The organism is Tolypothrix sp. PCC 7601 (assembly GCF_025677855.1).
Lineage (GTDB): Bacteria > Cyanobacteriota > Cyanobacteriia > Cyanobacteriales > Nostocaceae > Aulosira > Aulosira diplosiphon.
The window spans coordinates 6,056,711-6,079,203 of record NZ_CP064879.1; the positions used below are offsets into that span (position 1 = coordinate 6,056,711).

Here is a 22,493-nt window from a genome sequence, read left to right on the forward strand (position 1 = left end):
ATAGCGATCGCAGGCATTCCCTCAGACAAGCTTTTCTGGCAAAATATCAGTGATACTGCTGACTATACTGCGGCGAAATCAGTTCAGTATGCATCTGTAGTTATACAGTAATTTGTGCATCCTTAAAGCTTGGATAAATAAAAATGAGGACAAAAAGCAAAGTTGATATTTGGTGGCGATATTTTTTCTTATTTACAGCGCTAATCATTTCTAGACCAACTTTTCATTTTGTTAACCAGGCTTTACGAGGACAGCCGCTAGATTTTAACTATTTCTGGAGTGAACTTTCATTAGAAAAAATTTTGGCTGCGGGTCTTTACAATGGCGATGGTGGGGCAGACTGGAAAATAGGCAAACCAAAAGCTACAATCTGGAATGCCGAACAGTTGCGTTCTGTACCAGAAATCAGAGAATTCGCCCTAGAAATAGTAAACCGCGATCGCGATTTAAATTATTTACCAACTTTGCGACAAGATACCATACTTTCCTTAGCTGCCCAACGTCATGCAGAAGATATGCTGGCGCGCAATTATTTTAGTCATATCTCTCTGGAAGGTAAAAGTCCGCGCGATCGCTATCTTTCATTGGGCGGTACTCCTGGTAAAGGCGTGGCTGAAAACATTCTGCAAAGCAACACACAGGGTTTCGGCTTAACCTATGGCGAAGCCGAAAAATTTCAACGCGGTTGGATGTACAGCAATGGACATCGAGAAAATCTTCTCGCAGTTCAATACACCAAATTTGGTTACGGAATTGCAATTGGTGTAGATGGGCGGATTTATGCAGTGCAGATGTTTGCGGAATAATTGGTGAAGGGGGAAAGGTAAAAGGGGAATGGGAAATCAGAAAGATTTAACCTTATCCCCAAACCAATTTAAAATTTTATCCCTTCCACAATATTTATTGAGTCAATCCAAAATCACGAATTTTAGATTTTAAATTTTGGATTCAATCTAAAATCGGCAATCCAAAATCTAAAATTGATTGATTCACCTCATATCGTAGCCAAATAGATTGGGGTCAACTTCGCCTAATTGCAAATCTGCTAAACCATACTCAGCCCAGCGTCGATCAACCATTGCGGCGACATCGGGATCTGATTCTAGTGGCGCGCCCCATTCATGTTCGGTTTCTGGGGGAATTTTGGTGGTAGCATCAATTCCCATGCGTCCACCTAAACCAATTTTCTCGCTAGCGAAATCTAAAGTATCAAAGGGTGTATTCGGTAAAATAAACACATCCCTGGTGGGGTCAACTTTAGAACTAATCGCCCAGACAACTTGACGTGGATCGCGAATATTAATATCTTTATCAACCACAATCACAAACTTGGTGTAAGTAAATTGTGGTAAAGCACTCCAAAAAGCCAAAGCTGCTCGCCGTGCTTGTCCGGGATATGCTTTATCAATAGAAATAATCGCCGCTTTGTAACTCAAAGCTTCCATTGGTAAGAAGAAATCGACAATTTCCGAGACTTGTTGTCGCAGAATTGGGGTGTAAATCCGATTAAGTGCGATCGCCATCATCGCTTCTTCTTTGGGTGGACGACCGCTAAATGTTGTTAGGTAAATTGGATCTTTGCGATGTGTCATACACTGAAAGCGGATTAATGGCGAATCTTCAACACCGCCGTAATAACCCATGTGGTCGCCAAAAGGCCCATCTGGTAACACTTCCCCTGGTGTAATCGTTCCTTCTAACACAAATTCTGCATCTGCGGGAACTTCCAAATCTACAGTTTTGCATTTAGCCAACTGCACCCCAGAACCGCCATACAGCCCAGCAAACAGCCATTCTGATAAATCTACAGGTATGGGTGTCGCCGCAGCCATAATAATTAAGGGATCTACACCCAAGGCGATCGCAATTTCTAATTTTTTACCTTGTTCTGCGGCTTTGCGTAAATGTCTCGCCCCACCCCGCACCGATAGCCAATGTACGGTCATGGTATTTTTAGATTGTAGTTGCAAGCGATACACACCCACATTCGGCGTACCCGTCTCACAATCCTTAGTAATTACCAATCCCAGGGTAATAATTTTCCCAGCATCATCCACATAAGGACGTATCAAAGGTAACTTATTTAAATCTAAATCTTCACCTTGAATTACCACTTGCTGACAGGCGGGGAAAAAGTCTCGTCCTGGTTTAGCTTTCAGGACATCAAACAGCACCTTACCAAAATCTATCGCTTGGGAAATCTTCTTTGGCGGCTTGGGTTGTTGCAGCATACTCAGCTTTTTACCCAGAGTTTCCAACTCTTCTGGATGCTGCATATTCATCGCCCAGCAGATCCTTTCCACAGTTCCCATCAAATTCACCGCCACCGGGAAGGATGCGCCTTTAACATTTTCAAACAGTAACCCTGGCCCACCTTTTTGCAGCATCCGGTTAGAAATCTCCGCAATCTCTAACTCTGGGTCAACTAAAGCAGAAATTCGCTGTAATTGTCCCCTTTCTTCCAGAAGTTTGATAAATCCCCGCAAATCTCTCGCCATTGTTTTAGTAAAGCTGAATAATTAAGAACTGTGAAGCGTTCTCTTATATTATTAGCTAATTCTCCACCGTTTCACACCGCAGGCGATCGCAAAAGATGCATCAGCACTTTACGCTGAATTAAGGTAAACAAATTGATTATGTAAGGTCGGGTGCGTGGGTGAGTGCGTTATCTGATGAGGAAATATACCAGGCAATCGGTAGAATAGTAGCAAATTTTGGCTTATATCAATGTAATGAATGTGCTAATGCTGTGATGCATTGGTTACAAAAAAATAATATTAAAGGACGAATCATAAAAATTCAAACAGCTTTTGGAGAGGATTATATAATTAGTACACGTCTAGAAAATCAGGGCATAACTGATTCGATTACGTTAAATGGTATTCATTACGGCGTGGAGGTTAAAGACAGAATATTTGATAATCTCTCAACACAAGGATTAACTGTTAACGATTGGCGTAATGATTTTGAATGCCCCAGTGGAGAGTTTTTAATTGAATATTTGGATGATATTTCATAAATAATTAGATGATTTCAGCAGGTTATCGAGATGAGCAAGTTATTTGAGATTTTGCAAAAGATTAGAAATAAACCTGGTATGTATATTGGCAGTGCTTCGGTTAGCGATTTATTCCATTTCTTAGTTGGTTTCAAAACAGCATTGAGAGAATTAGGAATTGCTGCTACTAAAGAAGAAATGGATTTTTATCGAGAGTTCCAGCCTTGGGTACAAAAGAAATATCACGTATCAACTTCAAATTCTTGGGCAAAAATAATTATGCTCCATTGCAAAAGTGAGCAAGAAGGTTTTAACACTTTCTACAAGTTGTTAGAGGAATTTCAACATCATAATAAGAATGTAGGTGGAGATTTATCTGACGCAAAGTCTTATGAAGACAATAAACATAACATAGAAGAAGTTATTGGTATATAAAAGTAAATATTGAGTTGGTAATTGAGGATTGTAGGAAATGAGAAAAAACTCAAACACCAAACACCTAAGACTAAATTAAGCAAGTCAGTAAAAATAAACCCAGCTATGTTAAGAAACGTAAATAATTTTGAAATCCTTACCAATGACCAATGACCAATGACAGCCTCAGCTAATTATCTTTAATTTCGCCAACCTACTTAAGCAATCTGACATATTACTTTCTGCAGTGGAATTTGCACGATAAATTCTGTTCCTTGCCCAGGAGTAGAATTACAGTAAATTTTGCCATTGTGTTTTTGAGTAATAATTTGATAGCTAATAGACAATCCCAATCCAGTGCCTTTGCCTATAGGTTTGGTGGTGAAAAAGGGATCGAAAAGTTGAGAACGGATTTCCTCTCTGATACCGATACCGTTATCTGCGATCGCAATTGTCATCCAGTTATCATTGGTTACGAAGGTGCGAATGGTAATTTGTGGTGTGGTGTTAACTGTTGACTCTTCCAGCGCATCAATGGCATTACTCAGCAGATTCATCACTACCTGATTGAGTTGGCTGGGGTAACATTCCACCATTGGCAATTGTCCGTAGTCTTTGATCACTTGAATTGTGGGATGATCGGGGCTACCTTTGAGGCGGTGTTGCAAAATCAGCAAAGTACTATCAATACCTGCGTGAATATCGGCGGGTTTGAGTTCGCTTTCATCTAAACGCGAGAAGTTGCGTAGAGAAACAACCAGTTGACGGATGCGATCGCTCCCCAATTTGAGAGAATTGAGTAACTTGGGCAAGTCTTCTGTGAGATAATCCACATCTACTTCTTCCATCCAAGCTTGAATTTCCGGATGGGCTTCGGGATGATATTCCCGATATAAAGAAACAAAAGTAATCAAATCTTGGATATGTTCTTCAGCAGGTTTGAGATTGCCATAAATAAAGTTGACAGGATTGTTAATTTCGTGGGCTAAACCTGCTACTAATTGCCCTAGGGAAGACATCTTTTCACTCTGCACTAAATGCACCTGTGCCTGTTTTAAGTCTTCTAGCGCTTGCGAGAGTTCGCTGGTGCGCTGTTCGAGAACTTGTTGGGAATTGTGCAGTTGCAAATGTACTCGAATTCTAGCTAGTGCTTCTTCATGTTGGATAGGCTTAGTAATATAATCCACAGCACCCAAACTCAACCCTTTGACCTTATCCACTGTATCCGAAAGGGCAGTCATAAAGATTACCGGAATATCGCTGGTTTCGGGTTGATATTTGAGCCGTTGACAGGTTTCAAATCCATCAATTCCCGGCATCATCACATCTAACAAAATCAAATCGGGCTGGTAAGACTGGAGGCGTTGTAAGGCAGCTTCCCCACTTTTGGCGATCGCCACTCGGTAGCCAATCTCACTTAAAATATCAAACAAAACTTGAATATTGGTAGGGTTATCATCCACTACTAAAATGGTTCCGGTGCGGGCAGTGGTTTCAACAATCATGGATGAACTCCTTAAAACAATTAAAAATAGAAAATAAAAACGGACATTTTTAACGGTCAATTCTACTATGTATAACTACATATTTGCTTGTAGCAAATTAATAATGCCCTCATCATCAAACTTCTGACTCAAATCTAGTAGCTTGTTCGCAAAGGGTGCATATTGGGGATTGAGTTGCTTCAGTCGGTTGGCTTCCTGCTGGATGTCTGCCATAAAACCGTCCTGTGCTGCTTGATACATGACTATCAATTCTGCTGATGCTGGTACAAGCCAATCTGTGGGATTGTCTTCTTCAGCAGAGGTTGCATCTGTCTGCGTTGGAGTTTCGTAAATCCAATGTAATTCTAGGTAGCGCTGCAACTCACGCAACAATCCAGTGAATTCAATGGGCTTGGGGAAAAAGCTATTACAACCTGCGTCCACCGTTTCTTGCATATCCACCTGAGATAAGCTGGCAGGAGAAGCGATAATTGGTAGTTGGGCAAAATCTGACAGTTGGCGCAGGCGGCGAGTCATTTCCAGACCATTCATCTGTGACATCATGATATCGGTAATAATCAAATCTGGATGCATCTGGATTGCTTTATCTAATCCCGTCTGGCCATTGTCTGCCTCCATCATCTTGAAACCCAGGGGTTCCAGCATTCCAATTACCACAGCACGATTCTCTCGGTGATCGTCAATCACTAAAATTTTGCGCCGTTCGCCTTGATAGCCAATTACCTTTTGATGGTTAGTCCCATTTTGGGAAAGCCAATCGGCTGCAGTGAGTAAATCGATTTCAAACCAGAAGGTGCTACCTTTACCAAGAATGCTTTTTACATGAATTGTGCCACCCATCATCTCTACAATTTGCTGACTGATAGCCAACCCTAAGCCAGTACCTTCACTATTGCGATCGCGTTTCCCGGCTTGTTCAAAGGGTAAAAAGATAGCAGCGAGTTTTTCTGCTGCTATACCAATACCTGTATCTGCTACCTGGAAGCGGATTCTCGTAGACAGGCGATCGCCAATTTCCTGATTCTCTAATGCCTCTACGCTAAAACTCACGCTGCCAAAGTCGGTAAATTTCACCGCATTGCTGAGGAGGTTAAGCAATACTTGCCGTAGGCGTTTATCATCAGCATAAATAGCAATTGGTAAATTAGCAGCAGGGTGGTAATTGAAGGCTACCCCCTTTTGCTCGGCTTTAATGCGACAAATTTCTACTGTGGTGCTGAGGAAGTTAGCTAAATGGAAATCTTGAGGATAGAGATCCATCTTCTGCACTTCCAATTTAGATAGATCCAAAATGTCATTGATCAGCGTCAACAGATGGGAACCGCACTGATGAATCACGCCTAATCCCTTTTGTTGCTTTTCGGTTGTCGCTGGATCGCGTTGAAGAATCTGGGCATAGCCAAGGATACCGTTGAGTGGGGTTCGTAGTTCGTGGTTCATATTAGCAAGAAATTTACTCTTGCTGTGGTTTGCAGCTTCGGCGGCTTGCTTTGCCTGTTGCAGTTCGGCGGTACGTTCTTCCACCCGTGCTTCTAGTTCTGCATTACTTTTTTCTAAAGCAGTGAATGAGTCACGCAATTGCCCTGCCATGTGGTTAAAAGAATGGGCGAGAATATTGAATTCTTGGATTTTGCCATCTTTGACTGTCTGGTCTAAATTACCCAGTGCCATTGCCTGGCTGGCTTGATTGAGGCGGAGGATGGGACGTGCAATCCAGCGAGAGGTCAATAACCCAACCACCGTTGCCACCCCCAACGCCCCAACACAAAGTAAGATAGTTGTTTGAGTATTAGTGTTAATCTGTGCCATAAAGCTACTTTCTGGCACGCTAGTCACGACCAACCAATTCAAGCCATATTCATCGTGCCAGGGAGCAATATGCACATAGTAATTTTCTCCCTGAAAGTGGAATTTCATCTGTTGTGTATTGGTGATGGATTGTAAGTTGGGAATGCTTTTTTGCAGTTCCTTAGCAATACCTTGCACTACAGAATTGGGACTCTCTGTTGCTTTTAGGCGCTTAGTTTGGTTGTTGACTACATTAAAAGGTTGTTCTGGTGCAGAATTGGCAACTAACATTCCATCCCGCTCTATAATCAACACTTGCCCAGCACGACTAATATCTAACGTTCGCAAAAATTCGCTTAACTTCAAGAGGTGGATTTCAACCCCTACTACGCCAATCAAATTTTTCCTAGAATCATAAACTGGCCGACCTGCTGCTGCCGAAATATAGGGAGGATAGGCGGGATCGTAATATGTATAGATAGGATTCCAGATGAATTTTCCGGCTTTTACTGGTTCAGTGTATGCAGGTTGATTGAGAACATCCCAATTAACGGCTGCTAGGATTTGAGTAGGGTTACCATCGTTGTCTGTCAAATAGGTTGTAGAATTTTTGGCAACACTGGGTGTTTTGGTGACCATATCATCAATAGTGATCGTTTTGCCATCAAAACGAGCGGCTCCAGATCCTTCGCCGTTGGGAAAATACAGACCGATGTAAGTTAAGTCATAAGCTTGCATTTCGTGCCAGAAGAACTTACCAATGGTTTTGCGATCGCGTATATTTAGCAAACCCATACGAAGCACATCAGCATTAATTTGAGTTACTTTATGGGGAATCGATAGATAAGCATTTAAATGATTATCTACCTCACTACTAGTGCGTTTCATTAACTGTGCTGCTAGCTCCTGAACCGCTTTTTCACCGTTTTTGAAGGACAAATATCCCACCAATCCCACTGCGCCAAACACTTGCACCACAAAAGGAACAATAAGAACAAGTTGTAATGGCAATACCCGGAATTTACTGGATGATGGCTGGTTCTTCATAAGTTAGAAATTTTGGTTCATCAACAGTCGGTGCCAAATTATGTACCCTGATAACTAGTAGTTTGCCAACCCAAAAATGTTAGGTGGAGGTTGGGTAAAGGTTAAAGGGAAAAGGGTAAGGGACAAAAACCTTTCCCCTTTCCCCCGCCAAGTTGCCTTGGTGTACTACTAGTAGAGGTTGCTCACTACCGACTTGGGGTTTTGGGCATTGAACTCTCTGCCATACCCAAAATCCCTTTGTCGATAGAGTTTTGGATGGTGAGGGCTATTGGCACGGCTTTAAATTCGCTGGCTGGTACTAGCAAAAACTTTGCCCTCTTTAATGAGGATTCCCCAAAAATATCTAATTTGAACAAAATTTACGCTTAACTATCTGCAAGTTGGTTTCTGTATGAGTTTTTTTTGATCGACGGAACTCATGCAGTGGTTGGTAGACGATAGTTTTCTGTTAACGACAACTTAACCTATTTCTTGACTCTTCTTAAAGACTAATGATGCACAATTTAGTTACCTTAAATGAGGATAAAGCATTATTTATTAACAAATAAGCGCTAACCTGATCAAACATGGCCAGAAAATACTAAAAACCCCGGTAGGCGGTCTGATTATCTTAGCTCCTACCGGGTTTATCTATTGAAAGCTGCGTCTTTTGTGAACAGCTAGAAACTGAATGTCGTTCTGAGCGCACCAATCACAACATTATCGTTTTGCTCATTATGATCTGGTGCTGTCAACCAAATTACTCCAGGGGTAATGGTGATATTGTCGCTGACCTTGTACTGGTAGAAAGCTTCAATATGATAAGAAGTACTCGGGTCTTTCTCCAGTCCGCTAACGTTGGAACTTGTAACCTTTGGTTCCATACCAAAGATGAAACCTGCTAAGTTGCCTTTTTTACCCAAGTCTGGTAATCCTAACGTCACAGCCCAGTTCCAGATATCAACACTACCTCGGTTGATGATGTCTCCGGCTGTGGATAAGTTACGCGTGTTAGTATATCCTACCCAACCACCCAGCACAAATTTTTCACTGAGGGCGAAAGACGCTTGTAAGCCGTAGGAATTACTAATAGTTGGTACAGGAATCGCTTCTTCACTTCCTGTGAGATTTTGCACAACTCCACCGAGAAACGAACTTACGTTGGCGCGGTTGCTTCCTGTTCCCAATTCTTGATTGTAAGCATTGATGTAGGTGAAGCCAACCTTTAAGCGATCGCTTGGTTTAAATGTGAGTTGGGCTAAAGCACCATATGCACCATTAAATAAACCATTTCCAGGAGTGGGATCATTAGCTGCACTGCTTAAATACCCCAAACTCAATGCTAATTGCTCACTAAAATCATAGTTAATACCTAAGCCAGCACCATCCATCTGATAATAAATGGAGTTGCGAGTCCCAAATGTAGATAAGGCACCAAAGCTACCATCCCCATCAAAGAGATTAATTGTATCAGTAATGTCATCTGCCGCCCCAGCATTAGCTAAGGCAATTACTTGTAATTTTTCGCCAATAGGAAATTGGTAATATAGGGCATCGATAAATGCATTCGTATTACCATCTTCCCCAGCAAAGAACAAGCTACCTTCTGGTGTGCCAATATTAGGGCTGAGAATATTATTTACTTGAATTCTCGTGAACAGTGTATCTTTGCCTGTGAAGCTAGTCACAAATTCGATTCTTGCCCGTGCCCCTAAAGTTGTATTCTGGTCTGTGATTTCTTCACCGTTGACTTGGCTACCTGAGAACACATCGCTAACTACAGCCACAACTTCTCCTTGCAGTTTGGAAGTAGTGGAAAATTGATTCGCTTCTAACTCTGCAGTTTTCGCTTCTAATGCATCTACTCGACCTCGTAAGGTCGCCAGTTCTGCTGAGAAATTCTCTTGCAATCTTTGCAGTGTGGCTAAATCTTCTTTGGTGACTAACTCCGCAGTGCTAGTCGCAATCAGTTCATTCACACGATTGAGACAAGCATTTAAACCAGCAGCAAACTCATATCTTGTGAGTGCGCGGTTACCCCGAAATGTGCCGTTGGGATAGCCTGCAATACAACCATAACGTTCTACCAACGATTGCAATGCTTGAAATGCCCAATCGGTAGGTTGCACATCTGATAGTTGAGATACTGAGGTAACTTGGGACATTACCTGTTGTTGCGGGGAATTCTCAATCTCTTGTTTTTGGTCAGCTGCAACAAGCGGCTCACTAATTTCACCCGCAACGGCTGCTGCACCTAAAAATAGCATTGCACCGCCAACTGCTGAACCAGCCAGCAGAGACTTCCATACTTTCCGCATTTTTTTCCTCACACCTATTGATAGTAAATAGCTTTACTACCCTGCTGTTTCACCAGGTTTATTAAAAACTATTCTCAGTATCTTACCAGGAGCCGACATTTTTTTATATAAGATTCCGTCAAAGAATCATCATGAATTATTTGCGCTCTAAATTGACGTGGAAGTAATTGCTGACACCTTAATTGCTTGAGAATGAGAATTATTATAATATTGATTTAGATTCAACTCATTAGCAAGAGTAGTGAATTAAAAGCCCTGGTAGCGGGGTGTTTAGCCCGTGCTGTGTCTAGTAAGGGTGTCTGTTATTAAGTACATGAGTACTGAAAAATACTTTTTCAGTACTCATGACTGAGCTTTGTCGATAAAAATTTTCACGAAAGCAGCGTCTGCTACTTTCCGGAGGGGAAAACACTGTGGTTCGCAATCATATAGAACCTAAAATAGGCAGACAAAGAAATGGTATTCTGCCTTTAATTGCTCTGGTAATGCTATCCATTGCTTCTGGTTGTAACCAATCACCTGCAAATCAGCAAGCAGCATCTAATGTATCGCCGCCTGCTAAAAAAACTAAAGTAGTAACGACATTTTTACCAATGTATTTGTTTACAAAAGCTGTGGCTGGGGATGCAGCAGAGGTAGAAATTTTAGTACCCCCAGGTACGGAGGTTCATGAGTATCAAGCCAAACCAGAAAATGTCAAAGCGATCGCCACTGCTAATGTACTAGTCAAAAATGGTTTAGGCTTAGAAGAATTTCTCGAACAAACTGTCAAAAATGCCCAAAATCCCAAATTAACTGAAATTGATGCCAGTAAAGGGATTAAACCTCTCGCAGAGATTTCTCCCATCGTCAGCACAGGGAAAGAGGAAAAAGACCACGATCACGAACATACTGAGGGTAATCCTCACGTTTGGCTAGATCCAGTTTTGGCAAAACAGCAAGTAACAAATATCCGGGATGGATTGATTGCAGCCGATCCCAAAAATAAAGCTACCTACGAAGCGAACGCCACAGCTTATATCCAAAAATTAGACAGCTTAAATAGCGAATTTCAACAAACTTTGCAGAAAAATCCTAACTGCACCTTTATCACCTTTCATGATGCCTTTCCATATTTAGCCCAACGTTATAACCTTAAGCAACTTGCAGTCGTAGAAATCCCGGAAGACCAACTTTCACCAAGCGATGTACAAAATGCAGTTAATGCAGTAAAAAAATATAAAGTTAAAGCCTTATTCAGCGAACCAGGAATCGATAACAAATTACTGAAAAGTCTATCTCAAGACTTAAAGTTAAATTTGCAAACCCTAGATTCTTTAGAAAATGGTGAGACAGATCCGCAACATTATTTCCAGGCGATGAAAGCTAATTTGCAAAACTTGTCGACAGCTTGTAAATAGTGGTTTGTCATTTGTCATTTGTCATTTGTTATTGGGTAATTGGTAATTGGTAATTGGTAATTGGAGTTAACAATTTCCCCCTACTCCCTGCCTTGCCAATTCCCCAGTCCCCAATCCCCATTACCCCTTATCCCCAGAGGGGGCCCCGAGTTCCCCAATCCCCAGTCCCCATTACCCCTTATCCCCAGAGGGGGCCCCGAGTTCCCCAATCCCCAATCCTCAATCATCTATGCTAAATGACCAACAAGCAATAACCTCCCCTGTTTTAAAAGTAGAAGGATTAACTGTATACCAAGGCAATTACTTAGCCTTAAGAGATGTTTCTTTTGAATTATTTCCTGGCACAGATACAGCTATAGTGGGGCCAAATGGTGCAGGTAAAAGTACTTTAGTAAAAGCTATTTTAAATTTAATTCCTCACAGTAATGGCTATGTAGAAATATTTGGTCAACCAATCAAAAATTTAGGGAATTTACGCCAGTTATTAGGCTACATGCCGCAAAATTTGATTTTTGATCGCAGCTTTCCCATTTCCGTCAGCGAATTGGTAGGACTGGGGTGGATGAGAACTTTTAGACAAAAACAAAAAAAAGGTTCATTATTCAAAAAATTATTGAGAAAAGAACCAGATAAATCAGCAGCGATCGCGCAAGCTTTAAAGCGAACTGACGCTTATCATCTACGCAATCAAGCTATCGGAACTTTGAGCGGTGGTCAACTCAAGCGAGTATTATTAGCTTATTGTTTAGTAACACCTCGCAAACTCTTGGTACTAGATGAAGCCTTCGCCGGAGTTGATGTACAAGGTGCAGCAGATTTTTATATTTTATTAAATGAGTTAAAGCAACAGGAAGGTTGGACAATATTGCAAGTTTCTCATGATATTGATATGGTCAGCCGCCATTGCGATCGCATTCTTTGCCTGAATCAAACTGTGGTTTGTACTGGAAAACCAGAAATTGCACTTTCACCGCAAAACCTATTAGCAACCTATGGGCCTGGTTTCAGTCGTTATCAACATCACCACTAAATCAATGCACAATTCAAAAATAATAAAATTACCGAGCAATCTGTGATAAATAAAAGGCTAATCAGTTAAAAAGCTTACAAATGAATTTATTCACAGATTGCCAGATAACTTGGCTAGCTGTCAGCGATGCTCAGGACTTGGTGAAATTGTTACAGTTTCCCTTTATGCAGCGTGCGATCGCAGGTGCTGTGATGATGGGAATACTTGGTGGTTTATTAGGCTGTTTTGTTACCTTGCGCCAGCTTTCCTTTTTTAGCCATGCGGTTGGTCATGCAGCCTTAGTCGGTGTGGCATTAGGAGTATTGCTTCAGTTAAATCCTACATGGATGTTGCTGCCATTTACCTTAGTTTTCGGTGTGATTGTCCTCTATTTAATCGACAAAACCGATTTAGCGAGCGATAGCGTACTTAGTATAGTTCTCTCAGGAGCATTAGCGATCGGTGTGATTCTCACCAGCCTCATCAAAGGCTATCGCGGTAATTTGATGGGCGTGTTATTTGGCGATATTCTGGCAATTGATGGCACGGATTTAATGTTAACCCTGCTTTTACTCCTAGGCAGCAGTATTTTCTTGTTATCAACCCTGCAACAGCAAATTTTATTGACTCTCAACGCAGATGTAGCCCAGGTACAAGGCATTCCAGTCCAGTTGCACCGCTATGGATTTGTGATATTGCTCTCCTTAGCTGTAGCTGTAGCCATCAAAGCTGTTGGCGTATTGCTAGTAAACGCCTTTTTGGTAATTCCTGCTGCCACTGCTAAATTAATGAGTCACCATTTTAGCCGCTTCCTAATCTTGTCAGTGATTATCGGTTCTAGTAGCAGCGTTGTCGGCATGATAGTTTCAGGACTATTTAACTTAGCCTCTGGCCCCAGTATCGTCCTGGTTCAGTTTCTCGTATTTGTCGCTGTTTTCGTCTGGATCAAGTTGACAATGAAAGCAGCATAAAACTTTTTTCCGTTTTGCCCTTGCACAATCGTTATAAGTTTGCTACATTTATTAATCGTGGCTAACAAAAGCGCCCGCCGGGATAGCTCAGTCGGTAGAGCAGAGGACTGAAAATCCTCGTGTCACCAGTTCAAGTCTGGTTCCTGGCATAATCAAAAAACCCTTGAAATCATTGAATTTCAAGGGTTTTATTGTTTCTAAGTCCTGATAGATATAGAACATATGTTCTATTTTGTATGCCAATTTTGGACATTTTTGGATACCTTTAGAGACAAATTGGGTGTAAATTGGGTGTAAAAGAGCTAGAGTAGAGGAGTAATTACACCTTGTAAACCTATGTTCTCCAAAACTCCTACAGGACGAGCATCTAAGGGTTCTGTATCGATCATTAACTCTAATGAACGGTTGCAATTACGATTTAGATATCAAGGCAAGCGTTATTACATCTCTACGGGTTTAGCTGATACTCCCGCTAACCGCAAATTGGCAGAGATGAAGGCATCCGAGATAGAGAAAGATATACTCTGTGAACGATTAGACCTCACTCTAGAGAAGTACCAAGCTCAATCTGCTTTAAGCACGATTACACCCATTACACCCATTAGAAAGTCTCAACCTCAATTAGACGAACTTTGGGACAAGTATAGTGAATTTAAAAAACCGCAAGTTAGCCCCAGTACTTATGCCAAAGACTTCTCTAAGCACCGTAATCACATTGCTAAGTTACCTACGCGATCGCTAGATGAGGCATCTGCTATTCGAGATCATCTGTTATCGAATCTCACTCCAGATGCGGCAAAGCGGTGCTTAACCCAACTGAAAGCTTGCTGTAATTGGGCAATGGATGAGGGATTAATCGACACTAACCCTTTTGCCACTATGAAAATCAAAGTCCCTAAGGGTACTTCCGAGGAACAGGACGTTAATCCTTTTACCAAGGAAGAGAGAGATTTAATTATTAGCACTTTCGCTAGCGATCGCTACTATAGCCATTACACGAACTATGTGCGCTTCCTTTTCTTCACGGGGTGCAGACCATCGGAAGCAGTTGCTTTGAAATGGAGGAACATTACTAATAGTGTGATTCAGTTTCGAGAATCTGTTGTTGTCTCTGAAGATGGCTTAGTCCTCAAAGAAGGACTGAAAACCCAAAGAAAACGGGATTTTCCAATTAATGCAGAGGTAAAAGCAATTTTAGATGAAATTAGACCTGAGGGAGATAACCCTGAATCTCTACTGTTTATAAGTCCGAAAGGAAAATTTATTGACCATCACAACTTTGCTAATCGTGCATGGAAGTCAATCTTAGATAAGTGTAATGTCCCTTATCGTAAAAGCTACCAGACACGACATACCTTTATTAGTTTATGTGTGGAAGCACATATTAATAGCACTGCGATTGGTAGATGGACTGGAACTTCAGCCAAAATGATCGACAACCATTATGGTGCAACCAACTTTACAAATCTCAGACCACCCGAGCTTTCCTAAAATTGCAATGTAAAGATTACCATCAGGTTCTATAACTCTTTTAGACTTTAGGAGCAAGAAAACTGTAGAACCTGAAATTACATCAAGATGATTGATGTTAAGGCTCCCCACAAGAATATGTTCCTTAAATCCACACACCATGAGAAGCTGCACAGATGGGAGGCAATCACATAAATTCCTAGTACCTCTGCGCGGAAGTCAAAAGTCAAAAGGATTGTATTTCGGGCTTTAATGCGATTTCAAATGTCCTGTTTATTTATCCCTATTCTGTTGCACCCCGAAAACATTTGCCATTGCTGAATTCTAGAGCTTCTATATAGCAAGCGATCGCGCGATTCTTTTCTAATAACAAATACAAGACCCATTTTTTTCTAAAAGTATAGCTTGTATTGATTACCTCATAAGGCTTCTAGGCATCACCATACCGGAAAGTGACAGTAGGTTTAATTAATACCCAATATTAGAAGTTAAATTTTTAACTATCGTATTAGGAACAAATTCATCAGAATTAAGTAATGGTATTTCTGTCTGTGCTTGCTTCAAAGATATAGTAAGCTAAACCACATCTAGTTTGCATAATCTGAAATTATATATTTATTGTGGGGTGGGCATCTTGCCCGCCCAATATATGCAAGTTAAATATGGAACAGCTTATCTCTTGCTTTTAGGAGCTAACGCAATTCGCTCTTTGTGAAGTATTAGCTGGCATGGCACTTTTGAATATTTACATTTTAAGTATAATCAGCTATAACTCGAATTGAGTGTGTAAAATAATACTCAATTATTAAGGCGGATAAGAAAGTATGAGTGAAATAGGTGAAAATCAACCTCCTACTAGAAGGGAACGCATAGCTGAGATACTTGAGAAACGCAAACCTTTGTCTCAAAAAATTGACCAAGCACGTAACTATGTTCAAGAACTATTATCAGCGTTGAGCTTACTTGAAGACTTGATTCCAGAGTATCGGAGACTTAGTGCATCTTCTGAAAATCTCAAGAAAATTGCAATAAATGAAATTATTGTTACTAAAGACATTCAGTCAACTCTAAATTCTCAGCTAGAACATCTTTTTTACTTATACGAACGTTTCTCTAAACCCCCTCTAAAAATTGCTGTGGCTGGTCTTCCAAAGGAAGGAAAAAGCACTTTTATCCGTGCAGTTACTGAACTAAGGGAGGAGGTAATTCCTTCATCAGAAGAATTATGCACAGGTGCATCATCTACCATTTATAATCATGAAAGTACTGAAACCTATGGAGAGATAGAGTTTTACTCTAGTGATGTTTTCCTTAAGGAAGTAATTCAACCTTATTACAGTGAATTAAACTTAACAGATAAGCCAATAAGTTTGGACGCATGGAAGCAACCTTCGTTTCCAATACAAGATGCAGTCGAACAGACAAAGTACAAGCGTCTTTTAGCATATTATGAAAAATACTCTAAATATAAAAATTACTTAAACCAAAAGCCGATAAAAGTTGCAGAGAATAATATTCGGCAATACATTGCTCAGGTAGATATAAATAAACAACCGATTGATATATATCGGTCTGTAAAAAATGCCATAATATATACAAAATTTCCCAATCATGATGTTGGTCAAATTGCTTTGTTAGATACTCCTGGGTTGGGAGAATTACGAAGTAGAGAAGAAGAGAACTTGGTAGAAATCCTTCGTAAAAGTGCAGATATTGTAATTTGTCTTATTCTCCCAAGACCTAACGAATTTACTTATCAGGCGAGGCACACTAACTTTTTCAGTCTAATGCAGAAAGGAATTGGACAGGCGGATAAGAGATGTCTATTAGTGCTAAACGACGACGGTAATAACTCTCAAGCTTGTCAAAGACTTTCTCAGCCAGATAAGCTAGCTGAGTGGACTTTAACTTTCGCTAAAGTTTTCGTTGCTAATTGCTCTAAGCCTGAGCAAGTTCAATCTCAAGTAGTCGATCCCACTATTAATTATTTAGCTGAAAAAATTTCTTCTCTTGATTGGGATGACACACAACATAGGTTTAATAGTATTCTTGAACAATGTGCCCAGACCTCTGATATTCTGCATAGAATTAACGTAGAATCATCTGGAAATATAGACATTTCTAGCCAAAAATACAGAAAACTGTTCGAGAAGGACTTTGTGCCAAAACTGAGTAATGCATTCAAGCAAATGCAACAGTATTTTTTTAACAGGCAAGATATTTCATCAGTTAAGAAAATAGTGAGAGATAAGGTCAATGCTCTTGAGTTTAGCATTCCTTCTGCACCAGAAATTGAGTTACGAAGAACGCCGAAAGAAACCTACGACAAAGTATTTATAGAAATATTAGGAGAACTTCGTGTACAAGGATGGCGGCACTTTCAAGACCTTGATATTCATCTTAGTCCATTGGTAGATGAATTAAAAAAGATTGTTGCAGATGAGTTCCATAAAATTGGATTAGACAGGTTATCAAACAGAGAGGGCAGTGATTTCATTGAAAATATTTATCATTTAATTCCAAAAACTTGTCCAATGCTCAAGTTAGCATTTCAAATGCTCAAAGAATTTGAATTAGCTTACTTTTGGTTAATTAGAGTTAAGATTTATGAAGGGCTAGAAATTCTAGATCCCCGGAAAAATAATTTAAAACCAGACAGCAGTAATTCCAGCAAACCAGTAACAGCAGAATTATTTTACCAAGCTCTAGAAGCAAGCTGTATATCAGCTAAGTCTAAGCTACTTGCTTTGCTTGGTGGAGATGCTACAGATGACTTTTCTCCAAATAATGCTGTGCTAGCAGCTTTGGAGGAGTTTATTGATTTAGTATTTTATGCTTCGGACGAACAGGGTAGAGGAATTGTTTCAGGTGAATGGCAAGACTTTCTAGAACCCCATAAAAGAAAAATTTGGGCAGAAGATTTCGGAAAACTTGAGCAAGAGATTGAGTTGAGAGACAAATTATCTAACGCCGTGGAGCAAGCGAGAAACTCTATAACGAAATTACAGCGAATCTGCAATTTGGAAGGTGTATTATGACTACTTTTAGAGTTTTAATGCTTGGTTATCAACGAGTTGGTAAGACAAGTCTTTTAGCTTCTATGTACAGAGCAACTCAAAAAGAGCTTGCTGGAAATTATCAATTCCAAATAAAACCTGGAAATGATCTAACATCTCAACTTCTGAGTAAAGCAGAAGATAACTTGAAATGTGCAACTGAATATATTTTTGGTGATGCAATTGCACCCACGAATGTATTACGTACCTTTTTATTTCAAATGTACTCGAATGAGCAAATGCTTTTTCAATTGGAATTTTTGGATTACCAAGGTGGTAGACTAATGGATTCGAGTACTTCTGATGCAGCAACGGTACGAGAGTGGTTAAATACATGTGTTGCTGTCATTATTCCTATTGACTCACCATCTCTGATGGAAAGTGAAGGTGAGTGGGCTAAGTTGATCGATGAATGGAATAATCCTGAGGGCATTGAAAATATTTTCAGGTCAGAGATGAATAGAAATACCCCCAGATTGGTTATCTTATCACCTGTTAAGTGTGAAAAATATATTCAAGAACAAAGAGGTGAAGAACTCAGAAGGAAAGTAGAAGATGTATATGAAAATCTACTTCAATATCTCAGTGCAGAACCTGATTTAAGAAAGAATTGTGTTGTTATAGCACCAGTTCAAACAATTGGGGGGGCAGTATTTACTGGCTTTAAAAAAGATCCTAATAAAGGAATCCGACCGACATACGTTAATACTAAAGGCGAATATAAACCACAGGATGGAGATCAATTACTCAGGTATATAGCTCGCTTTGCACTGGCTCGTATCAATAAAGAAAATCTTGTTCGATTTAATGAGATTAACCAAAAAATTGAAGAAGGTGGCTTATGCCCTCCCTCAGGGGCAAGACAAGAAAAAGAAAATCTGACGAAACAGATCATATTGATGAAGTCAGGATTGGCACAATTCTCTCAAAGTTGCAAGCAGGAAGGCGCTTTTAGAATTGTTAGCGGGGGAAGCTTACTAAATAGTTAAACCTAAATTTATGGATATCTTTGTACAAAGTAGAGGCGAAAAATGGTCACAGGAATATACTTGGGTCAAAAATAATCAAAAGACAGATGAACCCTCTATATTGCATCCTTTACGTCCAGTTATTTATGGAAATAATAAATCAGTTTTTTACATAACACATTTTTATGATTGCGAACAACCTTCTATCATAGTTGTGAGATCTAAGGAACAACTACTACTTCTATTAACTGGTATCAAAGCAGAATGGGATGCTCCTGGCGGAGCAATTTATCATTCTGTAGCTTGGTTGAGTAGCAGTAAGTCTCTTTCAAGAGAGGAGAACGTCATACGCAAATTGATAATTCGTGCTTTGGATGACAGGTTGCAGAATGAGATTTCCTCAGTCATAACTGCAACTCCCGAAAATGAACATGGTTTTTATATAAACATTAGCAGACTTGAACAGCTTGAAAAAGATGAAAGTTTGCTACTTGTGAATGGTAAGAGTGATGATCATATTGACAAGATAGGTACAAATAATGAAGAGTTGAAAGCTGATCTTATAAAGGAGTTGACAAGTCAGAGTTTACTCCAAGAAGAAGGTGTTCTTATTGTGGTAAGTGACTTTGTTACTAAAGAAGTTTTTCGAGAAGCAAAAGTTTGGCGAGGTTTGTCCGGGAAATTGAAGAATGAAGCTTGGGAGGCGTATGAGCGAGAAAAAAAGTCTCCTCCTCCAGAGGAATCCTGGAGAAGGAAGAAATTAATTTTGGTAATGTTATTTCTGGTGGCAGTAATATTAGCAGTGCTGTTAATAGGTCAAAGCCAGAGGGAGAATCCTTTGTTCAACCCCCAACACCCACAGAAAGAGCAGAAACAGACAGAAAAAAGCGAACAGAAAGAGCAGAAACAGGCAGAGAATCCTGTGAGAACACCTCCAAGCCAACACCAGGAGCAGAGTTTGATGATGAGCGTTCCGATCAAGAAGACTGCAAAAGCAAACCTTCAAGACTACAGCTAATTGTTTTAATAACTGGCGTGGTAGGTAGCTTAAATAAAGAATACAAAATAGGTTTACGTGTGTTGGCAAAGCTTCATGCTAGAGGCACTTTATACAGCATGGAAAATTGGAAACAGTTAACTAAAGGTCTTCGTAAGTATGAAAGCAATTCTACTGGAAGAGGTAATATAGATTTTTCTTCATTGCTAAATTACGGAAAAGAGCTTTATGCAAATGCATTACCTGAGATAGATCAATTGCCTGAATTTCTCATGTTTATAAAGGATTTAGAAGAACAAGAACTGAACGATTTTTATCTAATTGTATGTCTACTGTACCGCCAGCAGATAGCTCAACTAATGGAAGATGACGAAGAATACATAGAATACTACAAGAAACTTGTTAGAAGCTGAGATGATGCGATCACAAGACTGGAGTATCTGATAGCTAATCTGATAACGTTGCCAAACATAGCACAATCAACTCTTGAGCATCTCACAAGCACATCGCTCAGTTGCTGCTCAGAAGCTTGGATGATGCGATCGCAAGACTTGAGTATCTCATTACTATCTGATGACGCTGCTAAACATACACTAGTGAATATTCATGCCTCGGATTCAAGCTTTTCTAAATCGATTTCACTTAGATCAATTAAGGTGTCTACCTTTTGTTTAACAATCTCTAAAAACTCCTTAAATTGAGGACAATCTTGACACTTTACTTGTTTGCCTGGAATTAAACAATCACATACAAGTTGTAGTCTGTTTTGAAAGCGTCGTTGGCAATTCTTACATTGATATCTTTGTACCCCTTCACTGATTCCACATCTCCAAATCTGATTAGATTTGCATTTGGGGCATTCCATACCATAAATTTGTGGTTTTACTTGCCATTCCTGTAATGCTTGCTGCATTGCTAGCTCACATCTAAGCTTATTTAACAAAAACTCATCCTTAATCTTCATATATATCTCCAATGGTTACTAAATTTTCAAGGTTACTGATTCAATCTGTCCATTGTAGATAAGTATCTTCTGGACAATTTGATGATAGATTTTCACTTTATTGTCTGGTGACAGTGTGTGCCATATTGCTAAATTATTCCCAGCAATAATTATTTCCTCAGTTGTTCTTTGGGTTACTACATCAGATATGAAGGGGTTAATTTCTTCTGCTATCTGTTGACGAACTTTATCTTTTACTTTCTCAATATCAGGATCAAAACCAGGAATTTGCTCTAAAGCTTCTAAACGAGATTCCAACAACTTTAAATTTTCTGACTTTTCTTGTTCTATGCTTGGTTGCTTATCTAGTGACTCATTTGCTAGCATATATGAACGCTGCACTAACGTATTAATGAGAGCATCTTCAATATTTTGTTTGCGGGTAGATTTCTTATTTGAGCAACCCATACCCGCATATCTACAAGCAAAATAGTAATATTTTCCTTGTTCTTTTGATTTACCGCTTTTAGTAATACACTTTGATCCACATTCTGCACAAAAGACTAAGCCTGTCTGATAGGTATATTTTCGATAAACAATAGGGCTATCTAAATTTTGGTTAAAGCCAAAACCTCCAGTTTTAGAGTTGAAGTCTAGAATTTGTTTAATTTCTGCTAATTCTTCATTAGTAATGAGTCTATGCTCTGGATGAGTGTCATGAATAATCTGCCAATTTTCTGGCTTATTTTTTTTTCTTTTACCTTTACTAATAGTAATACGTTGAAAATAAGCAGTATGTCCACATAAAACAGGGTTAGTCAACCAATTTGTAAAGCCAGCAATTGTCCAATGTAATATACTGTCGTGACTATTTCTCTTAGAATTTCTTTTGCTAATGCCATACTTATTGAATATGGCTTTTAAAGCACGGCTTAGTCCTTTCTTTTCTAGAAAAATGTCAATACAATCTCTAGCTATTTGTTTAATAGTTAAGCTCGAAAGCTTAGTTAATTCATCTTCATGGTAAAGCTCTAAATAATTAGCAGGTCTGTCTGATATAAGGCAAAGAAATAAGCGGTTATTTAGCTGATATCTACCATCAACTACTTGATAGCCCCAAGGAAAAGATTCGCTGGCTGCTTGTTTACTTCGACGGTATTCTTTACCATGTCTAATACGTTCTGATAAAAGATCTGTTTCCCATTCAGCAAGAGAACCTAAAACATTGACCATTAACTTCCCTTGGGAAGTATTCAAATCTATTTGCTGGTCTAAGATTTTAAGATTTACTCGTGCTTGTTGATAGATATCTATACACTCGCGTAGTTTGGGTAATGACCTTGCCAACCTATCTATACGGGTAATAATCACTTCGTCAAGTTCTTTTGCACGGACTAAATCCATCAGTTTTTTTAGAGACTTTCTATCATCATTACTACCTGATTGAATATCTTGAAAAATTTCAGTGGCTCCAGCGGATCTTAGTCTTGCTATTTGTTGTTCTAGAGCTTGAGAATCAACAGCTTGTTCGCGGGATGATACTCTGGCATAGCCTACAATTCTTGTTTTTTGCATTACTTTAGCCTCAATATTTTAGTTCTTATTTATAAGAATAATACGAATTTTGTGC

General features: G+C 39.6%; 17 protein-coding genes and 1 tRNA gene. 12 read left to right on the plus strand and 6 right to left on the minus strand.

The genetic code is table 11. The features are described from left to right. Positions 1-143: 143 nt before the first annotated feature. Positions 144-806 (plus strand): CAP domain-containing protein, encoded by a 663-nt coding sequence (locus tag HG267_RS24855; RefSeq protein ID WP_045868460.1) that lies wholly within the window; start codon positions 144-146, stop codon positions 804-806. Positions 807-989: 183 nt separating this feature from the next. Here the strand turns inward: HG267_RS24855 and HG267_RS24860 are convergent, their stop codons facing one another. Beyond that, positions 990-2,498 carry a UbiD family decarboxylase gene (locus tag HG267_RS24860; RefSeq protein WP_045868461.1) on the minus strand — a complete coding sequence of 503 codons (1,509 nt, stop codon included), beginning with the start codon at positions 2,496-2,498 and terminating at the stop codon, positions 990-992. A 158-nt stretch (positions 2,499-2,656) separates the two neighbouring features. Between HG267_RS24860 and HG267_RS24865 the strand changes: the two genes are divergently transcribed. Both HG267_RS24865 and HG267_RS24870 read left to right on the plus strand, forming a co-directional pair. Then, positions 2,657-3,019, plus strand: coding sequence for a papain fold toxin domain-containing protein (locus HG267_RS24865; RefSeq protein WP_045868462.1), 363 nt, complete (start codon positions 2,657-2,659; stop codon positions 3,017-3,019). 30 nt (positions 3,020-3,049) lie between these two features. Next, the gene (locus HG267_RS24870) at positions 3,050-3,433 is read left to right on the plus strand and encodes a hypothetical protein (protein ID WP_045868463.1); all 384 of its coding nucleotides are present in this window, start codon (positions 3,050-3,052) and stop codon (positions 3,431-3,433) included. A gap of 197 nt (positions 3,434-3,630) precedes the next feature. Here HG267_RS24870 and HG267_RS24875 read toward each other — a convergent pair whose 3' ends face one another. The 3 genes from HG267_RS24875 to HG267_RS24885 form a co-directional block, all read right to left on the minus strand. Beyond that, positions 3,631-4,917, minus strand: a complete 1,287-nt coding sequence (locus HG267_RS24875) for a sensor histidine kinase (protein WP_045868464.1) — start codon at positions 4,915-4,917, stop codon at positions 3,631-3,633. Between the two features lie 75 nt (positions 4,918-4,992). Continuing rightward, complete coding sequence (locus tag HG267_RS24880; RefSeq protein WP_045868465.1) at positions 4,993-7,752, minus strand: hybrid sensor histidine kinase/response regulator; 2,760 nt, start codon at positions 7,750-7,752, stop codon at positions 4,993-4,995. Positions 7,753-8,411: 659 nt separating this feature from the next. Further along, a complete protein-coding gene (locus HG267_RS24885) occupies positions 8,412-10,049 on the minus strand; it encodes an iron uptake porin (RefSeq protein ID WP_045868466.1) in 1,638 nt (545 codons plus the stop codon). 485 nt (positions 10,050-10,534) lie between these two features. Here HG267_RS24885 and HG267_RS24890 point away from each other — a divergent pair, with 485 nt between their 5' ends. The 9 genes from HG267_RS24890 to HG267_RS24930 all read left to right on the plus strand — a co-directional run bounded on the left by HG267_RS24890 (position 10,535) and on the right by HG267_RS24930 (position 20,333). Beyond that, a complete protein-coding gene (locus tag HG267_RS24890; RefSeq protein ID WP_081583930.1) occupies positions 10,535-11,449 on the plus strand; it encodes a metal ABC transporter substrate-binding protein in 915 nt (304 codons plus the stop codon). 250 nt (positions 11,450-11,699) lie between these two features. Continuing rightward, positions 11,700-12,479, plus strand: a complete 780-nt coding sequence (locus tag HG267_RS24895) for a metal ABC transporter ATP-binding protein (RefSeq protein ID WP_045868924.1) — start codon at positions 11,700-11,702, stop codon at positions 12,477-12,479. Positions 12,480-12,559: 80 nt separating this feature from the next. After that, positions 12,560-13,429 (plus strand): metal ABC transporter permease, encoded by an 870-nt coding sequence (locus HG267_RS24900; RefSeq protein WP_045868468.1) that lies wholly within the window; start codon positions 12,560-12,562, stop codon positions 13,427-13,429. A gap of 76 nt (positions 13,430-13,505) precedes the next feature. Beyond that, positions 13,506-13,578: transfer RNA gene (locus HG267_RS24905), tRNA-Phe, on the plus strand. 187 nt (positions 13,579-13,765) lie between these two features. Continuing rightward, on the plus strand, positions 13,766-14,920 hold the full coding sequence (locus HG267_RS24910) for a site-specific integrase (protein WP_045868469.1): 1,155 nt from the start codon (positions 13,766-13,768) through the stop codon (positions 14,918-14,920). Positions 14,921-15,723: 803 nt separating this feature from the next. Further along, positions 15,724-17,937, plus strand: coding sequence for a dynamin family protein (locus HG267_RS24915; protein WP_045868470.1), 2,214 nt, complete (start codon positions 15,724-15,726; stop codon positions 17,935-17,937). After that, complete coding sequence (locus HG267_RS24920) at positions 17,934-18,944, plus strand: hypothetical protein (protein ID WP_045868471.1); 1,011 nt, start codon at positions 17,934-17,936, stop codon at positions 18,942-18,944. The genes HG267_RS24915 and HG267_RS24920 overlap by 4 nt, the downstream gene beginning before the upstream one ends. A 10-nt stretch (positions 18,945-18,954) precedes the next feature. Continuing rightward, positions 18,955-19,941: a hypothetical protein gene (locus HG267_RS24925; RefSeq protein WP_045868472.1), complete on the plus strand. Its 987-nt coding sequence runs from the start codon at positions 18,955-18,957 to the stop codon at positions 19,939-19,941. Positions 19,942-19,958: 17 nt separating this feature from the next. Further along, on the plus strand, positions 19,959-20,333 hold the full coding sequence (locus tag HG267_RS24930; RefSeq protein ID WP_096621870.1) for a hypothetical protein: 375 nt from the start codon (positions 19,959-19,961) through the stop codon (positions 20,331-20,333). A gap of 191 nt (positions 20,334-20,524) precedes the next feature. Here HG267_RS24930 and HG267_RS41980 read toward each other — a convergent pair whose 3' ends face one another. Continuing rightward, positions 20,525-20,884: a hypothetical protein gene (locus HG267_RS41980; RefSeq protein WP_045868474.1), complete on the minus strand. Its 360-nt coding sequence runs from the start codon at positions 20,882-20,884 to the stop codon at positions 20,525-20,527. An 18-nt stretch (positions 20,885-20,902) separates the two neighbouring features. Beyond that, the gene (gene xisF / locus HG267_RS24940; protein WP_045868475.1) at positions 20,903-22,438 is read right to left on the minus strand and encodes a fdxN element excision recombinase XisF; all 1,536 of its coding nucleotides are present in this window, start codon (positions 22,436-22,438) and stop codon (positions 20,903-20,905) included. Between the last annotated feature and the right edge of the window lie 55 nt (positions 22,439-22,493).

Coding starts and splice junctions, on each gene's coding strand:
- HG267_RS24855 (WP_045868460.1), top strand. CDS start 144: ATGAGGACAAAAAGCAAAGTTGATATTTGGTGGCGATATTTTTTCTTA.
- HG267_RS24860 (WP_045868461.1), bottom strand. CDS start 2,498: ATGGCGAGAGATTTGCGGGGATTTATCAAACTTCTGGAAGAAAGGGGA.
- HG267_RS24870 (WP_045868463.1), top strand. CDS start 3,050: ATGAGCAAGTTATTTGAGATTTTGCAAAAGATTAGAAATAAACCTGGT.
- HG267_RS24875 (WP_045868464.1), bottom strand. CDS start 4,917: ATGATTGTTGAAACCACTGCCCGCACCGGAACCATTTTAGTAGTGGAT.
- HG267_RS24880 (WP_045868465.1), bottom strand. CDS start 7,752: ATGAAGAACCAGCCATCATCCAGTAAATTCCGGGTATTGCCATTACAA.
- HG267_RS24885 (WP_045868466.1), bottom strand. CDS start 10,049: ATGCGGAAAGTATGGAAGTCTCTGCTGGCTGGTTCAGCAGTTGGCGGT.
- HG267_RS24890 (WP_081583930.1), top strand. CDS start 10,535: ATGCTATCCATTGCTTCTGGTTGTAACCAATCACCTGCAAATCAGCAA.
- HG267_RS24900 (WP_045868468.1), top strand. CDS start 12,560: ATGAATTTATTCACAGATTGCCAGATAACTTGGCTAGCTGTCAGCGAT.
- HG267_RS24910 (WP_045868469.1), top strand. CDS start 13,766: ATGTTCTCCAAAACTCCTACAGGACGAGCATCTAAGGGTTCTGTATCG.
- HG267_RS24915 (WP_045868470.1), top strand. CDS start 15,724: ATGAGTGAAATAGGTGAAAATCAACCTCCTACTAGAAGGGAACGCATA.
- HG267_RS24920 (WP_045868471.1), top strand. CDS start 17,934: ATGACTACTTTTAGAGTTTTAATGCTTGGTTATCAACGAGTTGGTAAG.
- HG267_RS24925 (WP_045868472.1), top strand. CDS start 18,955: ATGGATATCTTTGTACAAAGTAGAGGCGAAAAATGGTCACAGGAATAT.
- HG267_RS41980 (WP_045868474.1), bottom strand. CDS start 20,884: ATGAAGATTAAGGATGAGTTTTTGTTAAATAAGCTTAGATGTGAGCTA.
- xisF (WP_045868475.1), bottom strand. CDS start 22,438: ATGCAAAAAACAAGAATTGTAGGCTATGCCAGAGTATCATCCCGCGAA.